Origin of the sequence: Lentzea sp. NPDC051838, from assembly GCF_040681245.1 — a bacterium.
GTDB lineage: Bacteria > Actinomycetota > Actinomycetes > Mycobacteriales > Pseudonocardiaceae > Lentzea.
On sequence record NZ_JBFAYI010000006.1, the window covers coordinates 341114 to 355727 of the forward strand.

At 69.7% G+C, this 14614-nt stretch carries 11 protein-coding genes; 1 reads left to right on the forward strand and 10 read right to left on the reverse strand.

The annotated features are described in order from the left end of the window. Window positions 1–6: 6 nt before the first annotated feature. From AB0M24_RS17510 to AB0M24_RS17520, 3 genes are read right to left on the reverse strand one after another with little or no spacing between them, the layout of a single operon-like run. Window positions 7–603 (reverse strand): VOC family protein, encoded by a 597-nt coding sequence (locus tag AB0M24_RS17510; protein WP_363767961.1) that lies wholly within the window; start codon window positions 601–603, stop codon window positions 7–9. Beyond that, complete coding sequence (locus tag AB0M24_RS17515) at window positions 600–1940, reverse strand: NAD(P)/FAD-dependent oxidoreductase (protein ID WP_363767964.1); 1341 nt, start codon at window positions 1938–1940, stop codon at window positions 600–602. The genes AB0M24_RS17510 and AB0M24_RS17515 overlap by 4 nt, the downstream gene beginning before the upstream one ends. Beyond that, on the reverse strand, window positions 1940–2386 hold the full coding sequence (locus AB0M24_RS17520) for a VOC family protein (RefSeq protein WP_363767967.1): 447 nt from the start codon (window positions 2384–2386) through the stop codon (window positions 1940–1942). The genes AB0M24_RS17515 and AB0M24_RS17520 overlap by 1 nt, the downstream gene beginning before the upstream one ends. Window positions 2387–2491: 105 nt before the next feature. Here AB0M24_RS17520 and AB0M24_RS17525 point away from each other — a divergent pair, with 105 nt between their 5' ends. Then, window positions 2492–5146, forward strand: a complete 2655-nt coding sequence (locus tag AB0M24_RS17525) for an AAA family ATPase (protein WP_363767970.1) — start codon at window positions 2492–2494, stop codon at window positions 5144–5146. Here AB0M24_RS17525 and AB0M24_RS17530 read toward each other — a convergent pair. The 7 genes from AB0M24_RS17530 to AB0M24_RS17560 all read right to left on the reverse strand — a co-directional run bounded on the left by AB0M24_RS17530 (window position 5143) and on the right by AB0M24_RS17560 (window position 14493). Further along, window positions 5143–6135, reverse strand: coding sequence for a hypothetical protein (locus AB0M24_RS17530; protein ID WP_363767973.1), 993 nt, complete (start codon window positions 6133–6135; stop codon window positions 5143–5145). The two genes, AB0M24_RS17525 and AB0M24_RS17530, sit on opposite strands and share 4 nt — an antisense overlap. Window positions 6136–6177: 42 nt before the next feature. Then, window positions 6178–7461 (reverse strand): L-serine ammonia-lyase, encoded by a 1284-nt coding sequence (locus AB0M24_RS17535; RefSeq protein WP_363767976.1) that lies wholly within the window; start codon window positions 7459–7461, stop codon window positions 6178–6180. Further along, window positions 7458–8405, reverse strand: a complete 948-nt coding sequence (locus AB0M24_RS17540; protein WP_363767979.1) for a hypothetical protein — start codon at window positions 8403–8405, stop codon at window positions 7458–7460. The genes AB0M24_RS17535 and AB0M24_RS17540 overlap by 4 nt, the downstream gene beginning before the upstream one ends. Continuing rightward, window positions 8402–9304 (reverse strand): hypothetical protein, encoded by a 903-nt coding sequence (locus tag AB0M24_RS17545; protein WP_363767982.1) that lies wholly within the window; start codon window positions 9302–9304, stop codon window positions 8402–8404. The genes AB0M24_RS17540 and AB0M24_RS17545 overlap by 4 nt, the downstream gene beginning before the upstream one ends. Further along, the gene (locus AB0M24_RS17550) at window positions 9301–10497 is read right to left on the reverse strand and encodes an MFS transporter (RefSeq protein ID WP_363767985.1); all 1197 of its coding nucleotides are present in this window, start codon (window positions 10495–10497) and stop codon (window positions 9301–9303) included. Before AB0M24_RS17550 ends, AB0M24_RS17545 begins: the two co-directional genes overlap by 4 nt. A gap of 74 nt (window positions 10498–10571) precedes the next feature. Continuing rightward, complete coding sequence (locus tag AB0M24_RS17555; protein ID WP_363767988.1) at window positions 10572–12671, reverse strand: metallophosphoesterase; 2100 nt, start codon at window positions 12669–12671, stop codon at window positions 10572–10574. Window positions 12672–12810: 139 nt separating this feature from the next. Further along, window positions 12811–14493 (reverse strand): S8 family peptidase, encoded by a 1683-nt coding sequence (locus AB0M24_RS17560; protein ID WP_363767991.1) that lies wholly within the window; start codon window positions 14491–14493, stop codon window positions 12811–12813. Window positions 14494–14614: the final 121 nt, after the last annotated feature.

A 14614-nucleotide genomic window follows, 5' to 3' on the forward strand; every position in this document is an offset into this window, starting at 1 on the left:
AGAAAACTACAGCGGCAGAGTCTCGCCCGTCTGCTCTTTGACCATGTACTCGGCGTACCAGTCGGGCCAGTTCTCGTCGAACTCCCCGCCGTTGCGCTTCTCGTGCTCGCCGTGGGCCAAAGCCGCGCGACGCAACGCCGAGGCCAGGTCCGTGATCGACGCGTACGAGGTGTCGTCGGCGTCGACGCGGCCGGGCAGGCGGGTCGTGACCTCCTGCAGGATCCACAGGTTGCCGTCCGGGTCGGCGAACTCGGCGCGCGAGAAGTAGCTGCGGCGCTCCGGGTCCACGCCCTCGACGGGGCCGTCCGGGCCGCCGTGGTAGACCGGGCCGACCTTGATGCCGGCGGCGAGCAACGCCTCGTGCGTCTCGACGATGTCCGCGACGATCAGGAAGTGCCGTCCGGAACCGGGTGCGGCGGTCGTGACGCCCTCGCCGAAGTGGATGGACGCGCTGGACCCGTACGGGGTGAACTGCACGACCCACGGCGGGGTGACGTCGAGCCTCCAGCCCAGGCGGCTGTAGAACTCCTTGGCGCGCTCCACGTCGGTGACGCCGATGACGGTGACTTCGAGCTTCATGTCGATTTCGGTCAGGTTCTTCATTTCGCTACTTCCTTTGCCAGATCGCGGAGGCCGTTGAGGAAGGCCTCGGAGAAGGTGGGGAACGGCTGGATCACGTCGAGCAGCACGGACAGCGGGACCTTCGCGCGGATCGCGAGGGTGGCCTGCTGGAGCCACTCGCCTGCCTCGGGACCGACGGCGTAGGCGCCGGTGAGCACCGAGCCGTCGGAGACGAGGGTCAAGAAACCGGGTCGCGTGGCGTACTCACGGGTGTAGGTAGCCGTGCGCGCGACGCCGGAAAGATGAGCTGTTGCGGTGTACTTTCCTTCTGCCGCACCGACCGCGGCGACCTCGGGAGAGGTGAACACGGTCCGCGGGACGGCGCTGTAGTCGACCTTCGCGGTCTGTCCCAGGATGGTCGCGGCGGCGACCCGGCCCTGGTACTTGCCGACGTGGGTCAGGTTCCACTGGCCGGTCACGTCGCCGACGGCCCAGAGTCCGACGCCGAAGTTCATCGTCTCGTCCGTGGCGATGCCGGCAGGATCCGGTTCGACACCAACGGTTTCGAGCCCGATGCCCTCGACCCGTGGCCGCCTGCCGGTGGCGACGAGCAGCTTGTCGCCGCGCAGCACGACGCCGTCCGGGAGGTCGAGCACGTACTCGCCGTTCTCAAACCGGGCGGCGGTGGCGTGGACGCCGAGGTGCAGTTCGACGCCGTCCGCGGTCAGTGCCTCGCCGAGCGCACGGCCGGCGGCCTCCGGTTCGCGTGGAAGCACTCGGTCCGCACCTTCGACGAGGGCGACTGACGAACCGAAGCTCCGGAACGCCTGCGCCATCTCGACGCCCACCGGTCCGCCGCCGAGGATCAGCAGCCTGCGGGGGATCTCCTTGACGCCGGTGGCCTCGCGGTTCGTCCAGACGTCCAGCTCGCGCAAGCCCGGGATCGGCGGAATGAAGGCGGCCGAACCCGTGGCGACGACGATGTGGTCGGTCGTGTAGACCTGATCAGCCACCGCGACCCGGTGCGGGCCGTCGATCCGGCCGTCACCGCGCAGCACGTCGATCCCGGCGTCCTGCGCCCACTTCTCGCCGCCCGCGTCGTCGTAGGACGACACCATGAAGTCACGCCACTCCAACGCGGCCTGCACGTCGACCTTGCCGGTGATCGCCTGTTTCGCACCGGGGACGTCCTGCGCTGCCGCCACGGCCTCGCCCGGCCTCAGCAACGTCTTGGACGGGATGCACGCCCAGAACGAGCACTCACCACCGAGCAGCTCGCGCTCGACGATCGCCACCCGGAGTCCTCCCTCGGCGACGGCCGCGGCGAAGTGCTCACCAGGCGACCCGCCACCGATGACGACGACGTCGTACTGGTTCATCACACACGCCCGGGAAGGCGAGTGGTGACCTCCTGCAGGACCCAGCCGTTGCCGTCGGGGTCGCTGAACGAGGCGAACGAGCCGTAGCTGGCGCGGTCGGCGGCGGGCCCCTCGACCCGGCCGTCGGTGCCCGCGTGGTGGAAGACGCCGGTCTTGTCGTGGAAGATCTCGCTGACCTCGACACCGCGGCTGATCAGGTCGTCACGGGCGGCGACGATGTCGTCGACGATCAGGTGCAGCCCCTCGGCGCTGCCCGGCTCGGCGTTCGAGACGCCGCTGCCGAAGATGATCGAGGCAGGTGAGCCGGGCGGGGTGAGCTGGGTGAGGCGGTAGCCCTCGTCGTTCGCGAACTCGGCGTCGAAGCGCCAGCCCAGCGTCTTGTAGAAGTGGATGGCCCGGTCCACGTCGCTCACCGGGATGACCGCGACCTCGAACTTGTAGTCCATTTTCAGCTCCTTCGTGTTTTCCGATGACACGAGATTGCTCCCCCTGGGGCACCCTTCGAACCCGTGTAACCCCCTGGTGATGCCCTGGTGCGTAGGCTCGGTCCCGTGTCGGACGATCTCCTGGGCAGACGCACCGAGGGCGAGCAGCTGGACCGCCTGTTGACGCAGGCCAAGGCCGGTGCGGGCCAGGTGCTCGTGCTGCGCGGAGAGGCCGGGATCGGCAAGACCGCGCTGCTCGACCACGTGTCGGCGCGGGCCGCCGGGTTCCGGGTCACGAGGGCCGCGGGGGTGGAGGCGGAGAGCGCGTTCCCGTACGCGGGCCTGCACCAGCTGTGCGTGCCGTTCCTCGACCGGCTCGACCGGCTGCCCGCGCCTCAGCGGGAGGCGCTCGGCACCGCGTTCGGCATGGCGTCCGGGCCCCGGCCCACGCGGTTCATGGTCGGTCTGGCGGTGCTGACGCTGCTCGCCGAGGTCGCCGACGAACAGCCGCTCGCGTGCCTGGTCGACGACGCGCAGTGGCTCGACTCGATGTCGTCCGCTGTGCTCGGGTTCGTCGCGCGCAGGCTGCTGGCCGAACGGATCGCGCTGGTGTTCGTGCTGCGCGAGACCAACGACTACCTCGACGGGCTGCCGGAGCTGTTCGTGCGCGGCCTGGACGACGCGGACGCCCGCGCGTTGCTCGACTCGGTGATCAAGGGGCCGGTGGACGGGCGGGTGCGCGACAGGATCGTCGCCGAGGCCCGCGGCAACCCGCTCGCGTTGCTGGAGCTGCCGCGCGAGGTCGCCGACGGGCTCGATCCCGGGCCGCTGACCAGCAGAATCGAGCAGAGCTTCATCAGGCAGATCGAACCGCTGCCCGCCGACACGCGGTTGCTGCTGCTGACCGCGGCCGCCGAACCGCTCGGCGACGCGACCCTGCTGTGGCGGGCGGCCGGGCTGCTCGAGCTCGGCGCGGACCCCGCAGCCGCCGCGGTCGGCACCGGGCTGATCGAGTTCGGGGCACGCGTGCGGTTCCGGCACCCGCTGGTGCGGTCCGCCGTGTACCGGTCGGCGTCCACCGCGGACCGGCAGAGCGTGCACAGGGCGCTGGCCGACGTCACCGATCCCGCGATCGACCCGGACCGCCGCGCGTGGCATCGGGCCCAGGCCACCACCTCACCGGACGAGGACGTCGCCGCCGACCTGTCGAACACGGCGTCGCGCGCCCAGGCCCGTGGTGGGTTGCTGGCCGCCGCCGCGTTCCTGGAGCAAGCCGCGGTGCTCACGCCGGAGCCGGGCCGTCGCGCTGATCGAGAGCTGGCGGCGGCACGGGCCAAGCGCGACGCGGGAGCGTTGGACGCGTCGTTGCGGCTGCTCTCCGCGGTCGAGGCCGGGCCGCCGGACGAACGCCGCAGTGCCGAGATCGAGCACCTGCGCGGGCACATCGCGTTCGACCAGCGCCGCGTCGCCGAGGCCGCTCCCCTGCTGTTCAGCGCCGCCCGCCGGTTGACGCCGTTCGACCCCGACCTGGCCCGCGAGACGCGCCTCGAGGGCTTGTCGGCCGCGATCTGGGCCGACAACACACTGGACTACGCCGCTCAGATCGTTCCCGCGCCCCGCACTCCCCCGTGTGCCATCGACCTGGTGCTGCAGGCTCTGTCGTCACGCATCTGCGAGGGCTACGCGGCCTCCGTTCCACACATGACGCGCGCGCTGGACGAGGTGCGCGCGCTGAAGGTCAGCACTGACGACATCAGCCGTGTGCCGTGGCTGTTCGGCAACCGCGCGGGCGGGATCATCGCGTCGGAGCTGTGGGACTTCGAGACGCGGCGCGCGTTCGCCCAGCAGCAGGTGCGCCTGGCCCGTGACGCCGGGGCGCTCGTGCAGCTGCAGTTCGCGTTGAACTTCTTGGCGGACAACGAACTTCTGGCCGGCGAACCGGCGGCCGCGCAGGCGTTGATCGAGGAGGACCAGCGGATCTCCGAGGTCACCGGCACACCGCCGGTCGCCTACGCCGTTCTGCTGCAGGCCGCGTTCCGGGGTGAGGACCTCGCGACTTCCGTTGGCGCGCAAGCACGTACCGACGGGCAGGGACGTCTCGCCCTCATCTCGGACTGGGTGCTCGCGATCCTCCACAACGGACTCGGCCGCCACGACCTCGCGCGCGACGCCGCGTTGCGGGTGTTCGAGACCGACTCCCTGGTCTACAGCTGTTTGGTGGCCACGGAACTGGCCGAGGCCGCCTCCCGCACCGGTGACACCGAGCTGGTGGCCCAAGCCCTGGAACGGTCGGCGGACTGGGTCGACACGAGCTGGTCGTTGGGCATCAAGGCCCGGCTGCGGGCGTTGAACGGTTCGCCGGACGCCTTCCGCGAGTCGATCGATCACTTCGGGCGCACCGAATTGCGGACCGAACTGGCCCGCGCGCACCTCTTGTACGGCGAGTGGTTGCGGCGCGAGGGACAACGTGTCGAGTCACGCGACCACCTGCGCACGGCCCACGAGATGCTGACTGCGTGCGGCATGCCGACGTTCGCCGATCGGGCGTGGCGGGAACTGCAGGCCACCGGTGAGACGGCCCGCAAGCGCACCGCCGAGCCCACGGACGAGCTGACGGCGCAGGAGTACCAGATCGCGAGGCTGGCGCGCGAGGGCTACTCGAACCCGGAGATCGGAACTCGCCTTTTCATCAGCCCGCGCACGGTGGAATGGCACCTGCGCAAGGTGTTCGGCAAGCTCGCGGTGACCTCGCGACGCCAGCTTCGAGACGCGACGTTCTAGTCCCACTTCACGGCGGTCAGCGGCGAGAAGTTGTCGCCGGTGTAGCCGACGATCACGCCGTTGTTGTTGATGCTGACCGCTTCGGCCTTGCGGGCGCCGTTCGGGGTGCCGAGCTGGGTCTGGGTGCCGTCGGGCATCCAGCGCATCGGGACGTTGTCCGATGTCGTGACCGTCGTGAAGCCGACCGCCACGCCGTGGTCGTTGAGGCCGCGCGGGTGGGTGTTGCCGTGGCCGTACATCGTGACGATCTTGCCGGTGATGTCCCAGCGCACTCCGGACACGCCGCGGTTGTCCGCGGTGTAGGCCTCGCCGACGACCTCGCCGTGCCGGTTCACGGCCCTGGCGTAGCTCGTGTTGCCGCCCTCCAACGCGGGGAGCTGGGTCACCGTGCCGTCGGGGTTCCAGCGGACCGCGCTGGTGACGAAGCCGCCCAGGACGTAGCCGACCGCGTAGCCGTTCGAGGCACCGGTCACCGTGCCCCAGGTCATGCCGTTCGGCAGCGGCAGCCTGGTGAGCGCGCCGTTCGCGTCCCACTTCACCGGGAGCTGCGGGTTGTTGTCGTCGGACACGGTGCCGTAGACGGTGCCGCTGTCGTCGATCGCCAGGCCGCCCGCGTAGGCGTAGCCGGGGTACGAGTCCAGCACCTGGTGCGTACCGTCCGGGTGGAAGCGGATGGCCCTGGTGCTGACCGACGGGTCGATCGAGCTGCCCGCCATCACGCCGCTGTTGTTGATCGAGTTCAGCCTGGTGCTCCTGCCCGCGGGTCCGGCCACCTCCGTCGGCAGGCCGTCGTACTTCACCCCGCGTTCCGGCTTGCCGCTGGTGCGGGACCTGCCCACCACCACGCCCGCGTCGTTGATCGACTGCGCGGAGTGCCAGGTGCCGCCGTCCAGACCACCGAGATCAGTGGTCGCGGCGTGTGCCGGTGCCGTGACGACGACGGATGCGAGAAGTGCTGCGGACAGCGCGAAGCCGAGCGTTCGGCTCATCGAAAACCCCCCAGAGTTCACAAATCGAGCGGCGTCACCGTATCAGCACTCGACGACGTTGACAGCCAGCCCGCCGCGCGCGGTCTCCTTGTACTTGTCGCTCATGTCCGCACCGGTCGCGCGCAACGTCGCGATGGCGTCGTCCAGATGGACCAGGTGCGTTCCGTCGCCGCGCAACGCCAGCCGGGCGGCGGTGATCGCGGTGACGGCGGCGACGGCGTTGCGTTCGATGCACGGGATCTGGACCAGGCCGCCGATCGGGTCGCAGGTGAGGCCGAGGTGGTGTTCGAGGCCGATCTCGGCGGCGTTCTCGATCTGCCGGACCGTGCCGCCGAGCACCGCGCACAGCCCGGCCGCGGCCATCGCGCACGCCGAGCCGACCTCGCCCTGGCAGCCGACCTCGGCGCCCGAGATCGAGCCGGTTTCCTTCAGCACCACGCCGATCGCACCTGCGGTCAACAGAAAGTCCTCGACGCCATCAACGTTCACAAACCGTGTGTAGTAATGCAAAACCGCGGGCACGATTCCGGCGGCACCGTTCGTCGGAGCGGTCACAACACGACCGCCGGACGCGTTCTCCTCGTTCACCGCCAACGCGTACAGGCTCACCCAGTCCTGAGGTTCAGCGCTGTCCGTCAACGTCTCCAGCAACGCTTTGGCTCTGCGCGGCACGTTCAGGCCGCCGGGCAGCACGCCGTCGCGAGCACATCCCCACCGCACGCATTCCTGCATCACCCGCCAGATCTCGGCAAGGCCCGCGTCCACTTCGGACTCCAGGCGCCACGCGCATTCGTTGCGCCGCATCAGCTCAGCGATCGACAGACCGGCGGACTCGCAGGCGCCGATCAGGTCAGCACCTGACCTGAACGGGTGCGGCACCGGCAGAGGATCCACCACTTCGTCCAAAGAGGACTTCACGAACCCGCCGCCGACCGAGAAGTACTTCTGCGAGAAGCCGTCAGCTTCGAACACCATCCCGTTCGGGTGCTCGGGCAATGGCCGCGAGTCGAGCACCACGCAGGCGTCCACATACCGATCTCCCAACAACCTCACCTGCCCGGTGGCGTGGATGCGGGCGATCCGCGCGGGAATCGACGCGATGTCCACGTCTTCCGGCCGGCTGCCTTCCAGACCGAGCAGCACGGCGGTGTCCGAGCCGTGGCCCAGCCCGGTCGCACCCAACGAGCCGTGCAGCCGGACCGTCACCGAAGCCACGTCCGGGGGCAAGGTGAGCGCGAACATCCGGGCCGCGCGCATCGGGCCCACGGTGTGCGAGCTCGACGGGCCGATGCCGACGCTGAACAGGTCGAACACGCTGGTCTTCACAGTTCCCCCACGTCAATGGTGTGCCAGGTCAACGAGGTGTTGTCGCCGGTCGACCACCACACGGCGTTCCCGCGCGCGACGACGGTGCCGAACTCCGGCGCGAGATCGGCGAGCTGACCGCGGTCGACGTCGTACAGGCACAGCACGCCCCGCGCGTCGTCGATCAGCACGGCGAACCGGTCGAGCAGAAGGACGTCCGGCACCGCCGGACGCAGGACACCGAGCCGCCGCCGGTCCGTGCCGTCCGGCCGCATGAGGTCGAGGCGCGCGCTGCCGCCCTGGCGCAACACCTGGACGCGACACCACGACGGGGTGCAGTCGATCAGCTCGTAGCTCTGCCCGTGCACGACCGTCCGTGCCATCGTGCGCAGGTCGACCACAGTGGACGGACCACCCTGGTCGATCTCGGCGCTGGTGGCGTACGGCCACTCGGTCAGCGCGAACTTCCCGGACAGCACGAGCTTGCCGACTTCTCCGCCGGCCAGCGGCACCGTCCGGATCTCGGTGGTCCTCTCCGGACCGGTCGCGGCCCAGCTGACGGACTCGTCGTGCACGACCACGTCGTACTGCGAGTCGAGCACCACGGCGGCGCCGATGTCGGACGTGACCAGCTCGGCCACGGAGTCGGCCATCTTGAACAAACCGGTCCCGCGTTCCAGCCACACCAACGAGGTGGCGGCCAGCGCGTACTGCGCCGGGCCCTCGCGCACCACGTCGTCGCCGACCATCAGCCGCCCGCCGGACTCTCCCACGCGCAGATCCGGCGACAGCGGTGCGAAAACGCTGCCGTCGGCGAGGTTTCCGGGGTGGGTGGAGATCCGCGCACCCGGCCAGGCGTCGGTCACAGACGCCACGAGCCGGCCAGGTTCGCGGACCGGCCCCGGCGCGACGACCAGCACAGCCGCTGCCAGGGCAGCCACGACCAGCGCCACCCGGTGGATCATCGGGCCACCGCTGGTGAAGCCGCGTCCGCGTGGACGAGTTCGGGGCTCCCGCCACCGGACGCGGGCACCTTCCAGATCGCCTTGTCCCGCCCGTAGGCCACCCACGCGTCGTCGAGCCACTGCGGCTGGTCGTCGACGTGCTGCGGCTCGGCCAGCGCGACATCCGCTCCGGAGGCCAGGTCCAGCACGTGCAGCCGCCATCGGTCGCCGGTGCGGAACTTGTAAGCGACACGACGACCATCGGGCGACAGCGACGGGCATTCGACGTTCTCCCGCAGCGAAGTCAGCACCCGTGCGTCGGCGGATCCCTTCACCAGCCACGTCTTCCCGCCCGACGCGGCGGTGGCGTAGAAGGTCCGGTCGTCGCGGGTGAACGTGATCCCCCAGTAGTTCACGTCGTCCGCGGTGTGCTCGGCTCCGTCGATCACCAGGGTGAAGTCCTCGAGCGAACCGACGTGCTCGCCGCGTTTGAGGTCGTAGAACCCGGCTGTCGTGGAGAACGTGCCCACACCACCCAGATACGAGTCGCCGGCGCGGAAAACGGTCCACATCACGACGTTGCCCGACGGCGATACCCGCGCTCTGCTCGGGGTGCCCCATTCCGAGAGACGAAGGCGTTCTCCCGTCCGGTCCAGCACCACGATCTCCGACTGCGCGGGTACCGCCGTGGCCCGCAGGCACACCAGGGTGCCCGCGGCCACGTCGACCCGTTGGCAGGCAGGCCCCGTGCGTCCCGCCTGACGCACCCTGCCCGCCGGGTCGACGTACACCAGTTCGCCGCCGGAGAGATCCAGCGACTCTTCGGAGGACCGCGCTCCGACGGCCCTCATGCCGACGAACACCGCACCCGCCACCAGCACGGCCGCCACCAGCACCACACCCAGCACCGTTCGCTTCACCAGCGCGCTCCCACCATCACCGCGACCGCGAGCACCGCGGCGAACACGCCGAACGCGGGCGCCAGCGACAGCCCCGTCGCCGCCACCCCGAACAGCACAGCACCCGCGGCGCGGGCCAACGCCTGTCCTGTTTGGACGAACGCCAGCCCGGTCGCCCTCACCTGTTCGGGCACCAACGGCCCGACGTACGCCATCAGCACGCCGTCCGTGCACGCGTAGAACACGCCGTGCGCCAGCAACACCAGAGCAGCCGGGAACCAGCCGCCCCAGGACGAGGCCACGAGCACGTAAGCGAGGAACAGCACGACGTGCCCGGCGAGGAACACCCTCCACCGCCCGAGCCGGTCGGCGAGCTTCCCGACCGGCGCCGCCACCACCATGAACGTCAACGCGGTCGCCAAGGGCAGCAACGGCAACACGCCGACCGGCAACCCGGAAGTCTTCTGCACGCCGACGAACAGGAACATGTCGCCGACCGTGCAGGCGCCGAGCAACGCCACGATCAGCACGACCCGGCGAACCTGCCGGTCGCGCAACACGTTCCACGACAACCCCGGCCGCCGGACCGAGACCCCGGCGGGCTGACGCACGAACACGGCCAGCACGACCACCGCGATCACGCCGAAGCAGAAGCTCACCGCGAACACCGACGTGTAGTCCATGAACAGCAGGCTCAACAACCCGAACGCGACCAGCGGCCCGAGCAGCGCACCGGCCGTGTCCAGCGCGCGATGCACCCCGAACGCCCGTCCCAGTCCGTCCGACGGCGTCGCCAGCGTGATCATCGCGTCGCGCGGGCCGGTGCGAATCCCCTTGCCCGCCCGGTCGACCCCGATCACCAGTCCCATCCCGGCGACCGACGAGCCGACCAGCGGAAACCCGAGCTTGGTCAGGGCCGAGAGGCCGTAACCGAAGAGCGCCACGGCTTTCGGGCGTTGCAACCGGTCGGCCAGGTGGCCACCGGCGAGCCGCAGCAACGCCGTGGCACCGGTGTAGAGACCGTCGATCGCGCCGAGCTGCAGGTAGCCGACGCCGAGGCCGTACACGAGGTAGAGCGGCAGGACCGCGGTCACCATCTCGGCCGACAGGTCGGTGATCAGGCTGACCACGCCGAGGCCGATGACCGTCGCGGGGATCGGTGAAGAAGAACGCGAGCCGGTCGGAGTGTCAGCGCGCACAGAGGAGACGTACATCAGGGAAGCCTTTCCGGTAGAGAACGCGCGCACGGCCCCCCATGCAGGGCGCGGAACCGTGCGCGCGTCTTCCCTCATCCAGTGACGCGAACGTCATCCACGGCGGACTCCCAAAGGGATCCGGTACTCGCGTCCGCCGCCTCGATGACGAGCTTCACGTTGCGCCCGGCGAACTGCGCGAGGTCGACGCTGGCGGTCTGCCAGGCGCCCGCGACCTTCACGCTCGACGTGCCGAGCTTCTCGAACACCTTCGTCTTCGTCGTCCCGTCCAGCACGTGGACCCTCAGGAAGTCCGCTGTGGACGAGTTGTCGCCGTGCGCGAAGGTGTAGGAGAACGTGAGCTTGCCGTTCGACGGCACGGAGATCTGCGGCGAGGTCGTCGACGTCAGGCCTCCGTCCACGTCGTTGGCGCCGTCACTGGCGCCGGCGAGCCGTCCTGTGACCAAGCAGTTCGTGCCGCTCGTGGTGGTACCGAGCTGCTTGACCGACCCGTCGGCCTCCCTGGTCTCCTCCGGGTCACCGCGTTCCCACCTGCCCGTGGTCGCGGTGTCGGAGCCCGAGGCATTGACGACCCAGCCCTGGTCGGACTCGAAGTCGTCGCTGAACCCCACCGGTGTGCTACCAGTGGACACGCTGAGCGAGGCCGTTTTGCTGACCCCGCCCGACGTCGCGGTGATCGTCGCCGTCGCCGAGCCCGTCGCGGACGCCGACGCGGTGAGCGTCAACGTCGAACTGCCGGGCGCGCTGACGGAAGACGGCGAGAACGAGCCACTGACACCGTTCGGCAGACCGGACACCGACAGCGCCACGTCGCCCGTGAACCCACCGGAGACGCCGACGTCGACGGTCACGGTCTTGGACGACCCCGCCGGCACCGCCACCGAGGACGGCGAGGCGCCGACGGTGAACGCGGGCGATCCGCTGCCTGCCTTCTTGCAGTTGCCGGACGAGGTGTCGGTGTAGGTGCGCCCGGACACCGGCACGAAGTCGGCCTTGTAGCTCGTGGCGGTGAGCGTCAGCTTGCCGACGCCGAACGTGCTGGCGTTGCCCGCTTCCTGCACCGCGGCGGAACCCTGGTTGAAGTTGTAGAACCCGCGCCCGCCGGTGCCGATCAACAGCTCCCGGATGCCGTTCACGTCGTCGCGCGTGCCGTTGGGCCGCGATGGCGCGAACCGCTGGTAGTTGTGATCGTGCCCGGCGATGATCAGGTCCGCCTTGGCCGCGTAGAGCGCGTCCCAGAACGGCGTCACCGAGGTGTCGTCGCCGTGGTCGCCCCTGCTGAACCGCGGGTGGTGCCAGAAGGCAGCGGTGCAGGGCTTGGTGTTGGCGCTCAGGTCGTTCTTGAGCCATGTCACCTGCTCGGAGGTCGAGCCCGTGCCGACGTTGGAGTTCAGCGAGATGAAGTGCCAGTCGCCGACGTCGAAGCTGTAGAAGCCCTTGCCCCTGGTGCCGGCGCGGGCGCCGAAGTAGTCGAAGTAGCCCGACGCGCCGGAGGTGTTGTACTCGTGGTTTCCCGGCGAGGGGTAGGTGATCGACTTGAACTGGCCGTACTGCGGGTCGTACTTGTTCCGGTAGTCCGACGCGGACCCGCTGTCGTAGGCGTTGTCCCCGGCCAGGACCAGCGCCTGCGGGTTCATGTTCTTGACCACCGGCGCGGTCTGGTTGCACGACGAGCCGCACACATCGCCCACCGCCGCCACGATCGCCGTCGCCGCCGCCAGCGACTGCGTGCCGTACTGGTAGGAGTCCACGGCGTACCGGCTGCCGCTGTCGGCCAGGTTCGGCTGGACGCTGACGCAGTCGCCCTCGAACGCCCTGGTGTGGAACGCCTTGCCCGGCCAGTTCCGCGCGGTCAGCGTGTAGGAGCCCGACTTCGACCCGGTGAAGGTGACGGAGTCGTTGCCCCGCAAGGACAACTCGGTGACGCGCAACCGCAGCCACTGCGCGCCTTCCTGGCACACCTGGCCGTTCTCGGCCGCCGCGGTCCCGATCACCGCGGACTGCGTGCCGGGCTCGGCGAGCTGTGGCACGGACGGGATGTCCGGCACCGCCGCCGCGAGAGGCCGTACGCCTCCGCCGGGCGGCATTGCGAAGACCGCCGTCGCGGCCACCGCGACGGCCGCCGCCGCGTAAATCGTCGTTACGCGCCATCGTCGGCGCAGGAAGGATTTCATGATGGTTCCTCTGAATGCAGGGGGAATTCTCAGAACTCCGAATCGCACCGCCGGCCTGCCGAGGAGCCGGACCGGCGTGCGACCTATTCGATTTGAACCGACCTTAACGACGGTTCAACGCCCGTCAACGAACTGACTTTCAGGGAGCTGGATAACTCTGAACGCCGCCTGAAACGCCGACTGAAACGTCGTCCACGGCCGCTTCCCAGAGCGACGCGCCGCTCGCGTCGGCGGTCTCGACGAGCAGCTTGATCCGCTTGCCGGCGAACGCCGTCAGGTCGACCGTCGCGGTCTGCCAGGAGGCCGCGCGCTCGGACGCCGCGCCGAGCCGTTCGAACACCGTCGTGGCCGTGGTGCCGTCGAGCACCCTGATCCGCAGGTAGTCGGCGTTCGAGGAGTTGTTGCCGTGCGCATAGGAGTACATGAAGGACAACTTCGCTCCACTGGGGATGTCGATGGACGGGGAGGAAGCCGACGTGACGCCGCCGTCGACGTCGTTCGCGCCGTCACCGCTGCCCGCCAGCCGCCCGGTGACGAGGCAGTTCGTGCCGCTGGTGGTGGTGCCGAGCTGCTTGACCTGACCGTTGGCCGCGGTCGTCTGCTCGGGGTCACCGCGTTCGAACCGGCCGGTGGTCGCGGTGTCCGTGCCCGCCGGGTTCGTCGTCCAGCCCCGGTCGGACTCGAAGTCGTCGGCCCACACCGGCGGGGTGGTCGTCCCGCCGCAGGGCGCGTAGAGCAGGCGGTTCGGTGAACCGCTGCCCGCGCTGCCGACGACACCGGTGGTGGCGCAGGCGATCAGCGCGTCCTGCACCTGCTTCGGGGTCGCGCTCGGGTTGCGCTGCAGGAACAACGCGACCGCCGAGGCCACCAGCGGGGAAGCCATCGAGGTACCGGACTTCGTGGTCGTCGCGGTGTCGCTCGAGTTCGTCGCCGACACCACGCTGGTGCCGGGCGCGAAGACGTCCACACAGGACCCGTAGTTGGAGCTGCTGTTGCGGGTGTCGGAACTGGTCGTGTTGCCGACGGTGATGACCTCGGGAACCCTTGCGGGGCTGTAGTTGCACGCGTTGGCGCCATCGTTGCCCGCCGCCGCGACGTAGGTGAGGCCGGCGGCGATCGAGTTGCGCACGGCGGTGTCCTGCACCTGGTTCGCGTTGCCGCGCAGGCTCATGTTGACGACCGCGGGCCTGATCGCGTTGCGCGTCACCCAGTCCACGCCCGCCGTGACGACCGAGTCGGGGGCCTTGCCGTCGCAGCCGAGCGCGCGGACGGCGTGCAGCGTCACGTTCTTCGCGCCGCCGTAAGTAGTTCCGCCGATCGTGCCCGCGACGTGGGTGCCGTGGCTGTTGCAGTCGCTCGCGTCGCTGTCGTTGTCGAACACGTCCCAGCCGTGCGACGCCCTGCCGCCGAACTCCCCGTGGGAGATCCGGATGCCCGTGTCGATGACGTAGGCGTGGACGCCCTGACCGGTCGCGTCGTAGTTGTACGTGCCGTTCAACGGCAGGTTGCGCTGGTCGACGCGGTCGAGGTTCCACGGCACCGCGGTGGTTTCGACGATCGTGTCCTGGACGACGCGCTCGACGTCCGGGTCGGCGGCGAGTCTGCGGGCCTGGGCCGGGGTCAGGCGGGCCGCGAAGCCCTTCACCGCGGACGTGTAGACGTGCGTCGCGTTGTGCCGGACCGCGAGATCGGGCTTCTTGGTGACGACGATGTAGCTGCCGGGCACCTGGACGCCGTCGGGCATCACGACCTCGCCCGCCGACGCGGGTGCGGGGACCAGAACCGCGGCGAAGAGCACCGCGGCAAGAGGGAGTGTTCGCACTGAATGCTCCTGGAACTGAGGAGGACAAAAGGATCTCCTCGGTACCGGTCATCCCGGCTGATCGACGAAGATAGGAGCACCCGACTGAGCGGTCAATTGAGCGGAGAGTCAATCTGGAAAT